16 protein-coding genes and 1 pseudogene are annotated in these 16,460 nt (G+C 49.7%); 14 read left to right on the top strand and 3 right to left on the bottom strand.

The features are described from left to right. Window positions 1-77: 77 nt before the first annotated feature. Window positions 78-590, bottom strand: coding sequence for a hypothetical protein (locus tag H6F76_RS28320; protein WP_190513396.1), 513 nt, complete (start codon window positions 588-590; stop codon window positions 78-80). Window positions 591-983: 393 nt separating this feature from the next. On the opposite strand from H6F76_RS28320, the gene H6F76_RS28315 reads away from it, so the two are divergent. The 4 genes from H6F76_RS28315 (at window position 984) to H6F76_RS28300 (ending at window position 8,802) form a co-directional block, all read left to right on the top strand. After that, window positions 984-3,008: a StlD/DarB family beta-ketosynthase gene (locus tag H6F76_RS28315; protein WP_190513394.1), complete on the top strand. Its 2,025-nt coding sequence runs from the start codon at window positions 984-986 to the stop codon at window positions 3,006-3,008. Window positions 3,009-3,043: 35 nt separating this feature from the next. Beyond that, entirely contained in the window at window positions 3,044-3,661 is a 618-nt protein-coding gene (locus tag H6F76_RS28310; RefSeq protein WP_190513392.1) for a DUF922 domain-containing Zn-dependent protease, read from the top strand. A 41-nt stretch (window positions 3,662-3,702) separates the two neighbouring features. After that, complete coding sequence (locus H6F76_RS28305) at window positions 3,703-4,656, top strand: hypothetical protein (protein WP_242036888.1); 954 nt, start codon at window positions 3,703-3,705, stop codon at window positions 4,654-4,656. A gap of 729 nt (window positions 4,657-5,385) precedes the next feature. Further along, window positions 5,386-8,802 (top strand): alpha-mannosidase, encoded by a 3,417-nt coding sequence (locus tag H6F76_RS28300; RefSeq protein ID WP_190513390.1) that lies wholly within the window; start codon window positions 5,386-5,388, stop codon window positions 8,800-8,802. Between the two features lie 33 nt (window positions 8,803-8,835). Here H6F76_RS28300 and psbN read toward each other — a convergent pair whose 3' ends face one another. Then, a complete protein-coding gene (psbN, locus tag H6F76_RS28295; protein WP_106254766.1) occupies window positions 8,836-8,967 on the bottom strand; it encodes a photosystem II reaction center protein PsbN in 132 nt (43 codons plus the stop codon). 82 nt (window positions 8,968-9,049) lie between these two features. Here psbN and psbH point away from each other — a divergent pair, with 82 nt between their 5' ends. The 10 genes and pseudogenes from psbH to H6F76_RS28245 all read left to right on the top strand — a co-directional run bounded on the left by psbH (window position 9,050) and on the right by H6F76_RS28245 (window position 15,624). Beyond that, window positions 9,050-9,253 (top strand): photosystem II reaction center protein PsbH, encoded by a 204-nt coding sequence (psbH, locus tag H6F76_RS28290; protein WP_190451631.1) that lies wholly within the window; start codon window positions 9,050-9,052, stop codon window positions 9,251-9,253. Between the two features lie 224 nt (window positions 9,254-9,477). Continuing rightward, window positions 9,478-9,693: pseudogene (locus H6F76_RS31660) on the top strand (TatA/E family twin arginine-targeting protein translocase); the annotation flags it as partial. A gap of 240 nt (window positions 9,694-9,933) precedes the next feature. Continuing rightward, window positions 9,934-10,566, top strand: a complete 633-nt coding sequence (gene pth / locus H6F76_RS28280) for an aminoacyl-tRNA hydrolase (protein WP_190513388.1) — start codon at window positions 9,934-9,936, stop codon at window positions 10,564-10,566. Between the two features lie 126 nt (window positions 10,567-10,692). Beyond that, the gene (locus tag H6F76_RS28275) at window positions 10,693-11,016 is read left to right on the top strand and encodes a hypothetical protein (RefSeq protein WP_190513386.1); all 324 of its coding nucleotides are present in this window, start codon (window positions 10,693-10,695) and stop codon (window positions 11,014-11,016) included. 63 nt (window positions 11,017-11,079) lie between these two features. Then, the gene (locus H6F76_RS28270; RefSeq protein ID WP_190513384.1) at window positions 11,080-11,343 is read left to right on the top strand and encodes a DUF3146 family protein; all 264 of its coding nucleotides are present in this window, start codon (window positions 11,080-11,082) and stop codon (window positions 11,341-11,343) included. A gap of 172 nt (window positions 11,344-11,515) precedes the next feature. After that, window positions 11,516-12,040 (top strand): SRPBCC family protein, encoded by a 525-nt coding sequence (locus H6F76_RS28265; protein ID WP_190451643.1) that lies wholly within the window; start codon window positions 11,516-11,518, stop codon window positions 12,038-12,040. 108 nt (window positions 12,041-12,148) lie between these two features. Then, on the top strand, window positions 12,149-13,219 hold the full coding sequence (locus H6F76_RS28260; RefSeq protein WP_190513382.1) for an Mrp/NBP35 family ATP-binding protein: 1,071 nt from the start codon (window positions 12,149-12,151) through the stop codon (window positions 13,217-13,219). Between the two features lie 63 nt (window positions 13,220-13,282). Beyond that, window positions 13,283-14,560 (top strand): rod shape-determining protein RodA, encoded by a 1,278-nt coding sequence (gene rodA / locus H6F76_RS28255; protein ID WP_190513380.1) that lies wholly within the window; start codon window positions 13,283-13,285, stop codon window positions 14,558-14,560. 120 nt (window positions 14,561-14,680) lie between these two features. Next, window positions 14,681-14,878, top strand: coding sequence for an NAD(P)H dehydrogenase subunit NdhS (locus tag H6F76_RS28250; RefSeq protein WP_190451652.1), 198 nt, complete (start codon window positions 14,681-14,683; stop codon window positions 14,876-14,878). Window positions 14,879-14,955: 77 nt separating this feature from the next. Beyond that, window positions 14,956-15,624, top strand: a complete 669-nt coding sequence (locus H6F76_RS28245) for an HAS-barrel domain-containing protein (protein ID WP_190513378.1) — start codon at window positions 14,956-14,958, stop codon at window positions 15,622-15,624. 51 nt (window positions 15,625-15,675) lie between these two features. Here H6F76_RS28245 and H6F76_RS28240 read toward each other — a convergent pair whose 3' ends face one another. Continuing rightward, a complete protein-coding gene (locus H6F76_RS28240; RefSeq protein WP_190513376.1) occupies window positions 15,676-16,278 on the bottom strand; it encodes a pentapeptide repeat-containing protein in 603 nt (200 codons plus the stop codon). Window positions 16,279-16,460: the final 182 nt, after the last annotated feature.

Genomic DNA, 16,460 nt, shown 5'->3' with positions numbered 1-16,460 from the left:
CAAGAGGATGATGAGGGGAGCGGCAGTCGATGAGGCAAGAGTTGCGTTTGCCTCCTGCCCTCTGCCTGGTGCCTTCCTCAGCAATCCCAGGCACCAGCGTTCTGAATGCCATACTCCGATCGTAGTGATTCCAGATCGCGATCGAGTACGGTCTCAGGATCGATCGCGGCATTAATTTTTTGGGGCAACGCTAGCCCTTGCTTGACTCCCTTCAGGTACAGTTGGCAGACCTGCACAGGGTTATGGTAGATGCCGCCCCACGCTTTGCCCTGGATGGACTGCCACAACAGCTCTAAAAACACCACGAAGCTTTGCGCGTAATAGTACCAGGGGCGTTTCCAGGTAAGGGCAGTCAGCAAAAAGCCAATTAGTTGGAGTTCTTGTTCCAGCGCTGTGCTGTAGCCCGTGACTACGTGCATAATGTCGTGCCGCTGCATGTCGCACCAAGGAATCCGCATGATGCCAACCTGAAGGTCTTGATTGCGCACAAAGTCGGGGTTTGCCTGGTAGTAACGTTCTAGCCCCTGCCGTAGCGTGAGGGACTGTTGCGGTAGGTGGGTAGATACATTGATAGAGCCGATCGCATCCATTGGGATTTTTACTAAAGCGTTGATTTTAGTCTTGCTCTAAATATATGACTCAATGCTTAAGCTGGTGACAGTCAGCAGAAGTGTCACAAATTTTAGGTAAATTCTACGCGAAATTACTAGAGTCAACCTATCGACTTCAGGTTAAGTTAAATCATTTTTTGACCTGTAGAGCATACGTTTAAGGCTCTAGAGATAAATTTGTTTTTCTTAACTACATTTTGGGCATCTTTCCTACAAGTGGCTTGATGCATTGACTGCTAAAAAGTTCCGAAATGGTTAGAACTGTCGATGATGTCATGGAGGAGTGTTTCAGGTTAGGAAGGTCGGCTTCTGAATCTTGAAATTAGGTTTTATTGCTCTCAAAAATCACCTTTTCACAATAAAGAGTCACATATGCACGGTGTATACATCAACAGCATCGGCAAGTTTTTGCCTGGAAATCCGATCGCCAATGACGAGATGGAAGACTATTTAGGAAAAGTGAATGGTCGCCCCTCAAAAGTCAAACATCGTATTCTCAAAAGTAACGGCATTCAGCAGCGCTATTACGCACTTGATCGCCAGCAACAAACCACATATAGCAATAGCCAAATGGCAGCGAGCGCCGTTCGTGATGCGTTAGCAAACGCTAATCTAGAGCCAGGTGCGATCGACCTTCTCTCTGCTGCCACCAGTTGGTCAGATTTGCTTGTTCCTGGCTTTGCCAGCATGGTACATGGCGAATTGACGGAACTATCACCCCTCGAAATTAGTTCCAGCCAGGGCGTCTGTTGTGCGGGTGTGACGGCATTAAAATATGCAGCATCACAGGTAAAGCTAGGCGAAAAACGAGCCGCGATCGCTGTTGCCTCAGAGCTACCGTCACGGTTGTTCAAACACACTCATTTTGAAGCTGAAGCAAGCGTCAAAGCGGGAAAATCTCTCGGTTTTGATACCGAATTTCTCCGCTGGATGCTGTCTGACGGTGCAGGCGCTTTTCTCGTTCAAAATCATCCTAATCCTTCAGGCATTAGTTTGAAAATTGAATGGATTGAGTTGATTTCTCATGCCAATGCCTATCCTGTTTGTATGTATGCTGGCACAGAGGATGACAGCGCACAAAAAAGTTGGATGGACTATCCTTCCTACTTGCAAGCTGCTGAAGCGGGGGCTATCAATCTTCGTCAAAATATTCGACTTTTAGATAATGTGATCAAGCTTGGCGTCGAAGGTTGGCTCAAGTTAATTGAACTAGGTCGCGTGCAGCCTGATGACATTGATTGGTTACTGTGTCATTATTCATCCCACTTTTTTCGGGGACAAATTGTGGAACTGCTGGAGAAAGCAGGCTGCATGATTCCTGAAGACAAATGGTTTACCAATCTCTACACACGCGGCAATACAGGTTGCGCGTCCATCTACTTAATGCTGGAGGAATTATTCCACTCTGGCAATCTGCAACCGGGGCAAAAGATCTTCTGCTTCGTGCCAGAAAGCGGACGGTTTACAACGGCGTATATGATGCTGAGCGTGGTGGGGAGCCAGGAGGCAGAAGCGAAGGAAGCAGGGGAGGCAGAGGGAGCAGAATTGATTCGCAACTCGCAACGCTTTAACGCATCTGCACCAAGCATGAATCAAAACTCTTCATCCCAATCCCCAACTCCTATGCCTCACCTCTCCAATGACCTAACTCAAAACTTAGAACTTTCTGGCAACGCAGCGCAAAACGCTATTCAGAACTCTCTTCCACTCCCCACTCCCCACGCTCCAATCCCTACTCCTGAAGAACCCGTTTCTGCCTACCTGCTGCGTCAACTTGCCCTCGTCTGGTTAGAGTTTGAGCGTGAGATTCGTTCCGTTCCCATTGTGCGCAAACTGCATCGCGGTGAATTTACGGTGGATGACTACAAGGCGATGCTGCGAAATTTGCGTCCGCAGGTGGTGGAAGGGGCGCGGTGGATTGCCCGTGCTGCATCGAATATGACGGACTTTCGGCTACGATCGACCTTCATTGGTCATGCCCAGGATGAACACCGCGATTACCAGATGCTAGAACGCAACTACGTGTCGATCGGTGGTGCGCTGGAGGAAATTGTGAATGCGGAGAAGAACATTGGTAGTGAGGCACTGTCAGCGTTTATCTTCCACCAGGCATCACGCGAAAATCCCGTTGATCTGCTGGGAAGCATGTTTATTATTGAGGGCTTGGGCAACAATCTGGCGGGACATTGGGCAGCAAAAATTCAGCAAACGCTGGGGCTAAAAGATGAACAAGTGTCGTTTTTGGGCTATCACAGCGCGAATGACGAAGCACATTTGGGCAAGCTGAATGAGTTGATTAACGCCGAATGGATGACTACAGAGATTGCTCAGCGAATTGTAAAAACCGCTCAGGTAACAGCGCGACTTTACTTGCTGCAATTGGAGGAGATTCGGTGATGGCAACTACGCCTTAGTAAACATGAGGACTGAGTATGAACCGAAGCCCCAACCTTTTGAAGCAAATTTTAGTGGCTATCGTGAGTTGTTTGGCGGTGATTCTGATCCATTCGATCGCTCCGATTCAAGCTCAGTCCCAACCCGTTGTTGCAGTCAAAACTGTTTACTATCCAATTAAGGGCGCAACGGCTGGACAACTGCGCCAACAAATGAACCAGTTGGGCCCCATTAGCCAAACATCAGGGCAGCGCTTTGATGCGCGTACCGATTGGTATGTGCGCTGGAACTATCAATATTTAAGTCAGGCAAATAGCTGTCAATTAACTGCGATTCGAGTCAGAGCCGATGTCTCGGTTACCCTGCCACAGTGGAAGCAACCCGCTAACGCTGCGAAAGGCTTGGTCAATCGCTGGAACCAGTACATTAAAGCACTGCGCCTTCACGAAGATGGGCATAAAGACAATGGCATTGCCACTAGTCAAGAGATTCTACAGCTGCTAAAACGGTTTCCGGCAAAAAGCTCATGCTCAGAGCTGGGGGTTGCTGCAAATAAGGCAGCTCAAGGCATCATCAGCCAGTACAACCAGCGTGACCTCGACTACGATCGCAAAACCCAACACGGTGTCACTCAGGGTGCCGTCTTTTCAGGCTGAGCAACCTTATGCTTCACTTCACTATTTAATTCACAAGAAATATGGACGTTGTTTCTGCTTCCACTCAAGCGCCAATTCAAGCGACGATCGAGCCATTGCCACTGCAATCTGACCTGAACCCTTATCTACCCGAACCGCACGATCGCCGCAATCCTAACGCCTGGGATGCACTGTATGTCGATCAGGCGATTCCGGTAGACCTGGTTGCGAAGGGCTACATGATTCGCGACTTGCGAAACTGGACGCGCAGCTATCTATTATTGCCGATCGCTTTCATTGCAAATGTGCTGCTGGCAATCATTATGACGGTGAAGCGGCTGTTGCCCTTCCAGTTCAGCAACTACACGCTGATGCATCGATCGGCTGCCTGGTTTCTCAACACTTTTGCGTCGCCCGAAGCCTGCTACCTGATTGTGCGGCACATCTGCCTCGGCTCCAATATCGTCAATTTCCTGATTGATAACGGTCCTGATCCGACGATCGAAAAATCTAAACTTTACCCCAGCACCATCAACGATTTGGCAGAGAATGCGTTTCTGGAACACGATCTCATTCTGTATAACTTCGTGCTGGACTACAGCAAGGCACAGCGCGAAAATCCTCACTGGATACAGCAGGTGCAGGCACGAGGGCTGAGTTTTGACAGCATCAAATCGGTGCAAGTAGACATTGATTTCACGAAGCGTCGCTGGTTACGCATCCTGGATCTGGAGTCGTCGATCGAGCTTTTCAAGGTCTTCTATTCGCTCTGCCTCACGAGTGACGAATTTGAACGGGCAGTGCTGTCCCTCGAATTTGACGAAAACTTTGGTTGCTATGTCAGTGCGCTGACAGGTGACTATAACTGGAACCACGTCATCACAAACCGCCATCCACTCGCTCCCGAAAGTTCGTTTAGTTCTGCCCGCAACCTGATGCTGCACGGCATTATCTCAGAGTATTTGCATCGCTACCTGGAGTTACGAAAGGAAATGGCAGTAAGCGGTAAGGGTTGAAAGTTAAAGGATGAAGGCTAAAGGCTAAAGGGTTGAAGTTGGAGTAGGAATTAGTAACGGCATTGGTTAAGCAAACAACTCTGTAACCAGGATGCTGAAACCTTGCAGGATGGTTTGGGTATCAGCTACGGCTGTACTTTCCACAAAAGGGAAGTAATTATCTGTAGCCATAGATAATCGTCCTCGATTTTCAATAGTCTGCTTTTATGTGGCAAAGAATTGCTTCACACTACCTGTTGGGAAGAGTGAGCAGAAAGGCGACATTTAGCAGCGCAGTCATAATACCTCCTAAAGCTGCACCTCTAACCAAGTTCCACCTCCGTAAGCGAGCCGCATAAATCAGTAATGGAGTAAGATACAGGACTTGAAATGCCCCTATAAATATTGCTGCAAAACCAATTAGATTTACATTAGTGCGGCTGGGACGTATAGGGTTTCCAGGAGCGTAATATGACGAAAAATAAGCAATTCCTAAGCAGGCAATAACTAGATTAAATACGACGACTAGAAAAGCACTTAGAACAATTCTTCGTTCATCCTCTACTTGCATAAGGCTTTACCAAGTCAGTCACAAAACTCTAGCTGTCTTAATCAACTTTCGTAAAGTGCTGCCCTATAGAAATCCTAGGGTTAACTAATTATGAAGCTAGCAGATGAGCTTGCTGTACTCCCCTAACCGAGAAATTATGTAGCCCAGCGCTCTATTATAGGCGTGCAGTCAGTGGAAGGATGACAGTGGTGAGTAGTCCCGTTTCAGACCCAGCCGAGCATCTTTCAGAGGCGATTACGCGCTTGCGTGGTCTGACCCAATGCACTATTCAAGCAGGTTGGCGCTACTGCGATGAGGATCTGTCGATCGCTCAGGCAACTCAGCCCGAAACCTGGCAAAGTTGGTCGATCGCGCCCCTTAATGAAAAAGACCACCTTGCCTGGACAAAGGGCAACCGGGTGCGCTGGTTTGGGCAAGTCATCACGGTGCCCCAAGACTTGCAGGGTTATCCACTGACAGGTTTAACTCTGCGCGTCGCTGCTACCTGGTGGGCAACCAATGCTCAACTTTTTGTCAATGGCACGTTCGTGCAGGAAGGCGATCTGTTTGATGTCAGTACTCGGTTGCTCCTCAGTAACACCGTTGCACCCGGAGATACATTTGCGATCGCCATTCGCCTGATCAGTCCCGGTCATGACGATGGCGCACTCGTGCGATCGGTCTGTCACTACGAATCCTCCAGCGACGCTCCCGAACCCAGCTTCATCGCCGACGAACTAGACGTACTCCGCCTCTATCTCCAAACCTTCGCGCCCGAAGAACTCCCCCTCCTCACCGAAGCCATCACCGCGATCGACTGGTCAATCCTTTCCTCTCCCCCTGCATCCTCCCTCCGCAAACTCTTCGATCAAGCTCTGGCAACCTTACGCGATCGCCTCCTCCCCCTTTCCCCCTTCATTAAACAGCGTCGCATCCGCTTGGTGGGACACGCTCATCTCGATATGGCATGGCTCTGGACAGTTGCTGAAACCTGGAACGCTGCTGAACGCACCTTCGAGTCAGCCTTGAACCTGCAAAAAGACTTCCCCGAACTCATCTTCTGCCACTCGACTCCCGCACTGTATGAATGGATTGAGCAGAACCGTCCTGCGTTGTTCGAGAAGATCCGAGAGGCGATCGCGGACGGATGGTGGGAACCCGTCGGTGGGCTGTGGATCGAACCAGAACTCAACATCATCAGTGGTGAGTCAATGGTGCGGCACGTGTTGTACGGTCAACGCTACTTTCAGGAGAAATTTGGCAGCATCAACCGCATGGCATGGCTACCCGATAGCTTTGGCTTCACCTGGCAGCTACCGCAGATCCTCAAGCAAGGTGGCATCGATTACTTCGTTACTCAAAAACTGCGCTGGAACGACACCACGAAATTCCCCTACGAAGTTTTCCAGTGGCAAGCTCCCGATGGCACCGAGATCTTCAGCCTCATGTCCGCGCCGATCGGCGAAGGCATCGACCCCATCAAAATGGCAACCTACGCCTGCGACTGGGAAACCAAAACAGGCATTCCCGATGTCCTCTGGCTCCCCGGAGTCGGCGATCATGGTGGTGGTCCCACCCGCGATATGCTCGAAATCGCCCGCCGCTGGCAGCGATCGCCCTTCTTCCCCCAACTAGAATTCTCCACTGCCCTCGACTATCTGCAAGACCTCGAAGCGCACTACAAGCCAGATGCAGCTAGAGGCTCAACGGCTGAGGATCAACGCTCGATCACCCAAGCACAGCTAGTCGTGAATGAGCCTTCAACAATCGTCAACGAGTCTTTAACTGCTCCTAACGAAACTCAGAACTCAAAACTTTCCTCTTTTTCTCCTCCCCTTGCCCCTCACCCCTCTCATCTTCCTCTCTGGGACTCCGACCTCTACCTCGAATTCCATCGTGGCTGCCACACTACCCACGCCGATCAGAAGCACTTCAACCGTCATTCTGAAGAGTTGCTGTATCAAGCTGAACTGTGGGCATCGCTGGCAACCATCAGCGCAAGCGTGAACTATCCCAAAAGGGATTTAGAAACTGCCTGGAAAAAAGTGCTGTTTAATCAGTTTCACGATATTCTCCCTGGCTCATCCATTACAGAAGTATTCGACGACGCGAATCGGGCTTGGGAAGAAGCGACAAAGCTTGGTCAGGAAATTAAGCAGTACTCGCTCGCTACGATCGCCCAACAAATTGCCCTTCCACCGCCACCGCATCCAGATGCGAAAGCGATCGTGGTCTTTAATCCGCTGAACTGGGAGCGATCGCATGTTATTGGAGTTGATATCTGTTTATCATCTGGTGATCCAGATAACTGGCGAATTTTTGATTTAGAGGGACAAATCATTACAGCCCAGCGTTTTTACTCTCTAGATAGAGGGCTTTGCGGCATTTCCTTTTTTGCAGAGCAGATTCCAGCAGTTGGCTACCGTACTTACTGGCTCTGCCCTTACGAATCAACTACAGAAACGATCGAATCGCATTCATTCGTCCTAGAAAATGAGTTTTTGAGAGTCATCGTTGATTCAAAGACGGGAGATTTAGCCAGCATCTTTGATAAAATCCATCAACGCGAAGTACTTAACGGCCTAGGTAATGAACTGCAAGCATTCGAGGATAAAGGACAATATTGGGATGCCTGGAACATTGACCCTAAGTATGCTCAACATCCTTTACCATCTGCAACTCTGCTAACAATTGAATCATCACAGAAACCTTTTCAGAGAAAAAATGACTACGTTCAAAATGCCCTTGAAGAATACATTTATATTGAACGCAAAATTGGGGCATCCATCTTTAAGCAATTTTATGTTTTGCAGCAAGATTCACCCAATTTGGAAATCCGCACGTTTGTTGATTGGCAAGAGCGCCATGTTGTCGTGAAAGCTGCTTTTCCATTGAATCTAGAAACAGATTACGCGACGTATGAAATTCCTTGTGGGGCGATTGAGCGGACGACGAAGCCGGAGAGCGAGCGCGAAAAAGCGCAGTGGGAAGTCCCTGCGATGCATTGGGCAGATCTAAGCGACGGTAATTATGGTGTGAGCTTACTCAACGACTGTAAGCATGGCTATGACGCGAAACCTGATCAACTACGACTCACCTTACTGCGTGGCTCCGAATGGCCCGATCCAGAGGCAGACAAAGGACGGCACTCGTTCACCTATGCCCTCTATCCTCATGCAGGCGACTGGAAAGCCGCTCAAACCGTCAAGCATGGCTATGAGTTAAATATGCCGCTCACTGCACAGGTCATTTCTGCTAGCGGAGACGATCGCCCTAAAACCTTGCCACCGACCGCTTCCCTTCTAGATCTGGGAGCCGAGAATCTCGTGTTGATGGCATTCAAGCAGTCAGAAGACTCGCTGGATGAGTGGGTCTTGCGTTGCTACGAGTGTCACGGCGAACCAGCACAGCTTACTTTCCAAAGCGACTTGGATTTGGCGCTAGAGCAGCCTGTAGATTTGTTAGAGCGACCAACGACTGCCCAAACAACTCAGGGGCAAACCGCTACAGTTCACCCCTGGAAAATTGTCAGCGTCAAAGTAAAGCGGTCAGCTACTAGCGGTCAGGTTTCAGCGCAGCCTTCAGCACAAGACCAAAGCGATCGCGTCGATGACTGAAAGTCGATCGCTGACGGCTGATGGCTGCAAGCTCTAATCTTCGTGATCCTCAAACGGATCATCTAATGCCTTCGATGGTGGTCCAAACGCCGTGTAGATGGCATATGCCGTCAAGCCGACCAACGTCGCGCAGATCGAAATATTAAGAGCTGTTGCGGGTTCCATATGCGAGAAATATTATGAGTGCGTTGCCATATAATGTTACAAACAATATATATGTTCTGTCGAGCTAAACATTAGGTGACTCATGGCACAGCGGACTCGGTTGGGAGACGTTCTTAAACCCCTGAACTCTGAATACGGTAAGGTTGTTCCCGGTTGGGGCACTACGACCTTGATGGGTGTCTTTATGATCCTCTTTTTGGTATTCCTGCTCATCATCTTGCAGATTTACAACTCTTCGCTTCTGCTAAATGATGTAGATGTCGATTGGACAAGTCTGGGCGGCTAAGTGCGCTTGGCTTCCCAATGCGAATGACGATTCGGCTTCCCGGCTTGACCGGGATTTTTTATGGCGATTTAAGACTGAGTTGCGTTCAACTAAGTAGCACAAAGGACTGAGGACGATAGACTAGACTGCGTAGGTGATACGTTATAACGTGACTCCTATAAATTCATAGTCATGCTTTAGGGTTTGCGTTCTTAGTCCAGCAAGCATTTGCAGGAGGCAATACGGTGAATATTTTCGGGATTGGGTTGCCAGAAATGGCAGTAATTATGGTTTTGGCGCTGCTTGTGTTTGGGCCCAAGAAACTGCCAGAGATCGGTCGCAGCGTTGGTAAAGCAATTCGTGGCTTCCAGGAGGCATCCAAAGAATTTGAGGCAGAGTTTAAGCGCGAAGCCGAACAAATCGAGCAAGCGGTGAAAGCTCCTATGGAAGCGATGCTGGAAATGCCCTCTCAGCCAACCTTATCTCCCGCACCTGACACGACTTCGGCTTCTGACACTTCCACGATCGCTGAACCAGATCTCCAACCAGACTCCGAAGCTGAACCTACTGTGGTTGCTGAAACTGTAGCTGAACCTACCGAAGCTGACTCTACTGCGCCTGAACCTAAGCCTACTGAAGCTGCTGTTCCAACCGAAGTTGCTAGTTAGGTCTAGCTCGATTGACCTGCCTGGATAAGACCAATGACAGAGGCAACCACTGCACAACCCGTTATCCCTCAGTTGATCGTTGGGCTGGGCAACCCGGGTGCAAAGTACGATCGCACCCGCCATAACATTGGCTTTGAGGTGATCGATACATTGGCAAAGGTCTGGCAGATTAGTTTGTCAGAAAACCGTAAGTTTCAAGGGTTCTTTGGTGAGGGTATGGCAGCGGGACGAGTCAAGATCCGCTTACTGAAGCCCACTACTTACATGAATAACTCTGGGCAGGCGATTCGCGCTGTCACTGACTGGTACAAACTGCCGCCTGAATCTGTGCTGGTGATCTATGACGACATGGATCTACCTGTTGGGAAGCTACGACTACGCCTTTCTGGTTCGGCAGGCGGACAAAATGGGATGAAATCGGCGATCGCCCACCTCGGCACACAAACCTTTCCACGTTTACGCATTGGCATTGGTAGCGCTAAGAATGGTGATGTGGCAGGTGACGCAGTTTCTCACGTATTAGGTCGGTTTTCAGCGCGAGAAGCTGAGGTAATGACAGAAGTTTTACACCTTGTTGTGGGCGCTGTCGAACTCAGCCTCAAGCAAGGGGTGGACAAAGCAATGAGCCTTTACAATAATCGGACGATCACACAGACTACTTCATGAGTAGCTTAGTATTACAACCTGAAAGCTTGAACCAGTGAGCTCCGACGAGCTTGAAGCAAGGCAGTGTCCTCGCCGCTTGAGCAAAATAAGCTAAGATTCCATGCAATCGTCTAAAGAAGTATGTCTATGACCGGACAGTCATCCTCAGACAACCAGCAACTCCTAACCACACTTGTGCAGGCAACTGCTGAACTAGCTCAGTTAAACAAGCAGCAAGCGCAAAAGCTCGGCACCTTTGACACAAAACTTGATACCTTTGACGCGAAAATTGAAGCCATTGCAGACCAGATTGGTAAACTCACGGAATCTATGACTGCTTTTCGCCTAGATCTTGATGACATTAAAGAGACCACTCGAAAGCAAGCTGAGACCGCAAAAGCCCAAGCTGAGACCGCAAAAGCCCAAGCTGAAAGCGTTTCGCAGTTGATTGCGTTGTTGGGAACGAAATGAGATTGTGCCATCAAGCTCGATCGCACTCTGCAAAAATGTACTTCTTAATCAACACATACGATCGTGGGTTCTCGTCGCTTACCTGAAACTACTGCTTATGTTCGCGTTCTCCGTCAGTCCTGGCAGCAGGGTGTACTGGAGGGCGAGGTGATTGCAAACCAATTTGAGTGGCAGTTTCAATGGTGCTTTCAACGTGGTGAACTGTCTGTAGAGCCATCGCTAGGTCGGGCGCTAATTAAAGAACCCTTGGGACGCTTTCTAGAGCAACGCGATTATCAGTTAGAACCCGGTGCCGATTACTCGTTTACTATTCGAGCCGATGTGTAGCATTTTTAACTGTTCAGGTACTTTGGCAGAGGGTAAGTTGCTGTTCTAGCATGGGGATATCTGAGTTTGCCTCAGGGCAGTAGACTTGAGATAATCCGTAGACGGATGTGAGCGACTTGACAAGTGGTGTATCGGTAGTTTGTATCAGCCTTGCGGTAGGAGCGATCGCGCCATGTTTGGCTTTGCGCCTAAGTTTATTCGTTATAAGAAACGCCGCTTTCAGTGTTCTTTAGCAAGAACCTATCAAGCTTTGAGTTCAGCATCGGTTGATGATCTGTGGCAGAAAATTGTTGATCTGACTGATGTGTCCTGGCATCCTATTATCGCCAGCACGAACGTTCCCAATGGGCTAGTAGCGAAACCAGGCTTGATTTATCAGGCAGTGACACGGTTGAGTCCGATCCCCATCCAAATCTTTGTGGAGCGCGTACGACCGGGAGAACTGTTCAGCGTGCGTATTCTTGTGATGCCAGGGTTGGAAGAACAGGTTACCTATCAGGTCAAGTCTACTGTTTGCGGCACTCGCGTCTCTTATTCGGTCACGCTTCGAGGTTGGCTATCACCGTTGCTCTGGTCACTCATGCGCCCTTATGCCGCGCGAGTTGCGTCTGACTTGGTACAAGCGGCGGAACAAAAAGCATTGCAAGCGGTGTCTGGAAAGCTGAAACGATCGAATCAAAGTTGTCTCGATTTCTAGGTCTTCATTTCTAGGTCATCTATCGTACTTCAGCCAGTGTGCGATCGCTTAACGGTAAACTTATGACAGATAGCCGCCCGCTTTTTCGCACTGGAGCCAGGGTCAACCATGCCCAATCGCCTCGATACTAGTTCTGTTTTAGAAGTACTCAAACCGGTGCAAGACCCTGAACTCAACAAGAGTTTGGTGGACTTAAATATGATCCGCAACGTGGCGATCGCTGATGGTAACGTACGTTTTACGCTGGTACTCACCACACCTGCCTGCCCACTACGCCAATTTATTGTTGATGAGTGCGAACGTGCAGTCAAAACACTGCCAGAAGTCAAAACTGTCAGCGTAGACGTGACGGCTGAAACCCCCTCGCAAAAAGCATTGCCCGATCGTGCTGGCATTGATGGTGTCAAGAACATCCTGGCGATTTCAAGCGGCAAAGGTGGCGTGGGCAAAAGCACCGTTGCTGTTAACGTTGCGGTAGCGCTGGCGCAAACTGGCGCTAAGGTCGGTTTGATCGATGCAGACATCTACGGTCCGAATGCACCGATGATGCTGGGCTTGGAAGGTGCCAAAATCACGGTGCGACAGTCAGGGGCGCAAGAGGTGCTAGAGCCTGCTTTTAACCACGGCGTTAAACTGGTGTCGATGGGCTTTTTAATTGACAAAGATCAGCCTGTGATCTGGCGTGGACCCATGTTAAATGGGGTGATTCGTCAGTTTCTTTACCAAGTGCAGTGGGGCGATCTGGATTATCTGATTGTGGATATGCCACCGGGTACAGGCGATGCCCAGTTGACACTAGCGCAGGCAGTACCGATGGCAGGAGCGGTTATTGTCACAACGCCCCAGAGCGTTGCGCTGCTAGATTCCCGTCGTGGCTTGAAGATGTTTCAGCAGCTTGGTGTGCCAGTGCTGGGTATTGTCGAAAATATGAGCTACTTCATTCCGCCTGATATGCCAGAGAAACAGTACGACATTTTTGGCTCGGCTGGCGGCGAAAAAACAGCAGCAGAGCTACAGGTGCCGCTACTTGGCTGCATCCCGTTAGAAATTTCGCTCCGAGAAGGGGGCGATCGTGGTATCCCAATTGTTCTGGCAGCACCCGAGTCGGCTTCGGCAAAGGCTCTAACGACGATCGCACAGCGACTTGCCGGGAGAGTTTCGGTAGCAGCGTTAGCGTAGAAAAGCAAAAAACAGGAGTCAGAATTAACTCAAGGACTCCTTACTCGTCACACTCCCTCAACTATGTTGCAAAAGTCCTTCAGTCGCATTCGTTGGAAGTCTCTGGTGCAGCCCTGGCAGCATACCGATTGGCTGCTTTTCGCGCTGCCTGGGGGCTTGACAGCATTTGGGGGTGTGATGATTCGCAGCACCGAGTTAAACCAGGGCTGGACGGATTGGTATCAGCATTGGATTATTGGCGCGATCGGCTTTGTGATCGCGCTGGTGATTGCGCGAGTGCGCTACGACACCTTGATGGCATCCCGCTGGATTATTTATGGGGTGACCAATCTTTCTCTGCTAATCGTTATTTTTCTCGGTACGTCCGCGTTGGGGGCGCAACGCTGGATCACGATCGGGGGCTTTAATGTTCAGCCGTCAGAATTCGCTAAACTAGGGATTATTGTAACGCTGGCAGCTATTTTGAGCGATCGGGCTGCCTCGACACTGCCTGTGCTAGTGCGGACATTAGCCATTACTGCCGTACCGTGGGCACTGGTGTTTGTCCAGCCCGATCTAGGTACTTCGCTGGTTTTTGGTGCCATTACGTTAGGCGTACTTTACTGGGGCAATGCAAATCCAGGTTGGTTGCTTTTGCTGATATCGCCGCTCGTTTCCGCTATCTTATTTAACCTGATCACGCTTTCGCCTTGGTTTGTTGGGTTAGTGGCAATCTGGGTTGTGTTAATGGCTGTCGTTGCATGGTACACGTTACCGTGGCATCGGTTTGGGGCGGCTGGGGCGCTGGTCGTAAACCTGGTTGCTGGTGAACTGGGTCATATTGCCTGGGGCATTCTGAAGGATTATCAGAAAGACCGGATTATACTGTTTCTCGATCCTGATAAAGATCCTTTGGGTGGCGGCTATCACTTGATCCAGTCGCGCATTGCGATCGGTGCTGGCGAACTATGGGGACGAGGGCTGACAAAAGGAACGCAAACGCAACTGAACTTTATCCCAGAGCAGCATACAGATTTTATCTTTTCGGCGATCGGCGAGGAACTGGGCTTTGTTGGCTGTTTCCTGGTCTTGCTGGCGTTCTGGGTTATCTGCCTGAGAATTATCATCATTGCCCAAAATGCGCGCGATGACTTTGGCTCTCTGCTGGCGATCGGCGTTTTGTCAATGCTTGTCTTTCAAGTCGTTGTCAACGTAAGCATGACGATTGGGCTGGCGCCTGTTACAGGCATTCCCCTACCGTGGCTTAGCTATGGGCGGTCTGCCTTACTAACAAACTTCATCGCGATCGGGCTAGTGCAGTCCGTTGCAAACTTCCGTCAACGTCTTAACTTTAGAGATTGAGATAAAACGAATAAAGTGGAAAGTATAAAGGCTAAAGTATGAAGGATAAGTAAAGGATTTTAGCCTTTAGCTTTCCGCCCCTATACTTTCATCTGTCACCCCACTACAACACCAGAAGCTATGATTTTGCCCGGTTCAGCCGTTAAGGTCATCAATCCCGAAGACACTTACTATGCCTTTCAAGGCTTGGTTCAGCGTGTTAGCGACGGTAAAGCAGCCGTACTGTTTGAGGGCGGCAACTGGGATAAGCTGGTCACTTTTCGCCTTAAAGAGTTGGAAGAAGTGGATGTTACCGCTGGCAAGAAGAAAGGAAAGTGAAGGAATAAAAGTTTTGAGTTATGAGTTATGAATTAAAGACAACTCAAAACTCAGCACTTAAAACTCATAACTCTGCTATGCGTCTTCCCCTGCCTCAATTTGCTGCCCAGAATCGTCCGTCGAGCCATATTGCGGAAGTCATTGAAACGGCGACGACCGAGTTTCTGGCGCAATGTTTGGAGCCAGAGAACTTAAGTTTTCCGGTGATGCCACCCTTTGGCAGTTGGGTGAAATCGATCGACGAAGAATCGGGTAACCAGATCTATGCCGTGGTTTATCACGCCACTACCAGCCCAATCGATTCCGTTCATCGGGCGCGAGCCTTAGGGCTATCGCTCCAAGATCTGCGCGAACAGCAGCCTCAAATCTTCGCCATGCTGAAGACAGAGTTTCGGGCGGCGATCGTTGGGTTTCAGGCACCTGTCGCAGCCCGAAATGGCGGTGCTGCTGAGGCTGCCCGCGTGTATCAGCACTTGCCGCCGCGCCCACCCCAAATTCATCAAGCAGTTCACGTTTGCGAAGTAGCCGAGATTTTGCACTTTAGCGAAACGTTAGATTTTTTGCGTACGCTCTTGCAAATGCCCAGTGCACCTGTGGATGCGTTGGCGGCTGCAACAATCCGCGAAATCTACCAACTGCGGCAGGCAGACCGCGCCTGGCTGGTGCAAGCGGGGCGATCACTCAGTTTGCTGTTGAAAGATGACTACGATCGACTGCGGATTATCCTGAGTCAGATTCACATTTGAACCACACGTTTAAAGCCACATATTGAAACGTGACCTTTTACTGCCTTAGTACTACTGGGTGTTGAAGTCTAGAATCGGTTCCTTCTTTTTGAGTTGTCGCCCCTCTTGCAACAGTCGTTCTGGCAGCAGTGTGCTAGTCAGCGTAGTGTTCAGAAGGTTGGCTCCATAGAGTTCCACTTGCCTTAAATCGACATCGCTCAGGTTTGCTCCTTCAAGGTCGGCGAACAGAAGGTTTGACTGCTTCAGCGTTGCATTCTGTAAGTCAGTCTTGATGAGGCTCCCGCCACTTAGATTTGCCCTGTTTAAATTGGCACTAACCAAGTTGGCATGGGTCAAGTTGCTCAAACTCAAATCTGTCTGCTCCAGCGTTGCTGCTGTCAGATTGCTCCCCTGAAGGTTTGCCTCACTCAAATTTGCCGCGCTCAGGTTCGCCGCTTGTAGGTTCGCTTCCTGCAAATCTGCGCCAATTAGACGTGCCCCTCGGAGGTCACAACTTGGGCAATGCTTTGTTACTAGCAGCCAGCCCACCAGAATTTCTCGCCGATACAGTAGCAGTAAGCCACAGACGCTTAGGACAAACACTAGTACTAAGCACTTTGACTTCATCACACTGAACCGCTTACTGCCTTCATAATTTACGCAATGTAAACTCATTTACGCTTATCCTTACTCTTCTCCTTGCGGAGGAAGGGTGTTTAGACCTTTCCGATTCGCTCCTATTGGAACCTGAGTTCGGGATAAGAACTGGGACAAGAAAGGGGCAAACCCGATAGGCTGAAAATGCAAAATCTCATGCCTGGTTTGCCCTCATGCTTAGTCTAGAAGCACTTTTTTGC

The organism is Leptolyngbya sp. FACHB-321, assembly GCF_014695975.1.
GTDB lineage: Bacteria > Cyanobacteriota > Cyanobacteriia > Leptolyngbyales > Leptolyngbyaceae > Stenomitos.
This window is presented reverse-complemented; position numbering and strand designations above follow the sequence as displayed.

Bases quoted from the DNA above. Each gene is read 5' to 3' on its own strand.
- H6F76_RS28320 (WP_190513396.1), bottom strand. From the start codon at position 590: ATGGATGCGATCGGCTCTATCAATGTATCTACCCACCTACCGCAACAG.
- H6F76_RS28315 (WP_190513394.1), top strand. From the start codon at position 984: ATGCACGGTGTATACATCAACAGCATCGGCAAGTTTTTGCCTGGAAAT.
- H6F76_RS28310 (WP_190513392.1), top strand. From the start codon at position 3,044: ATGAACCGAAGCCCCAACCTTTTGAAGCAAATTTTAGTGGCTATCGTG.
- H6F76_RS28305 (WP_242036888.1), top strand. From the start codon at position 3,703: ATGGACGTTGTTTCTGCTTCCACTCAAGCGCCAATTCAAGCGACGATC.
- H6F76_RS28300 (WP_190513390.1), top strand. From the start codon at position 5,386: ATGACAGTGGTGAGTAGTCCCGTTTCAGACCCAGCCGAGCATCTTTCA.
- psbN (WP_106254766.1), bottom strand. From the start codon at position 8,967: ATGGAACCCGCAACAGCTCTTAATATTTCGATCTGCGCGACGTTGGTC.
- psbH (WP_190451631.1), top strand. From the start codon at position 9,050: ATGGCACAGCGGACTCGGTTGGGAGACGTTCTTAAACCCCTGAACTCT.
- pth (WP_190513388.1), top strand. From the start codon at position 9,934: ATGACAGAGGCAACCACTGCACAACCCGTTATCCCTCAGTTGATCGTT.
- H6F76_RS28275 (WP_190513386.1), top strand. From the start codon at position 10,693: ATGACCGGACAGTCATCCTCAGACAACCAGCAACTCCTAACCACACTT.
- H6F76_RS28265 (WP_190451643.1), top strand. From the start codon at position 11,516: ATGTTTGGCTTTGCGCCTAAGTTTATTCGTTATAAGAAACGCCGCTTT.
- H6F76_RS28260 (WP_190513382.1), top strand. From the start codon at position 12,149: ATGCCCAATCGCCTCGATACTAGTTCTGTTTTAGAAGTACTCAAACCG.
- rodA (WP_190513380.1), top strand. From the start codon at position 13,283: ATGTTGCAAAAGTCCTTCAGTCGCATTCGTTGGAAGTCTCTGGTGCAG.
- H6F76_RS28250 (WP_190451652.1), top strand. From the start codon at position 14,681: ATGATTTTGCCCGGTTCAGCCGTTAAGGTCATCAATCCCGAAGACACT.
- H6F76_RS28245 (WP_190513378.1), top strand. From the start codon at position 14,956: ATGCGTCTTCCCCTGCCTCAATTTGCTGCCCAGAATCGTCCGTCGAGC.
- H6F76_RS28240 (WP_190513376.1), bottom strand. From the start codon at position 16,278: ATGAGTTTACATTGCGTAAATTATGAAGGCAGTAAGCGGTTCAGTGTG.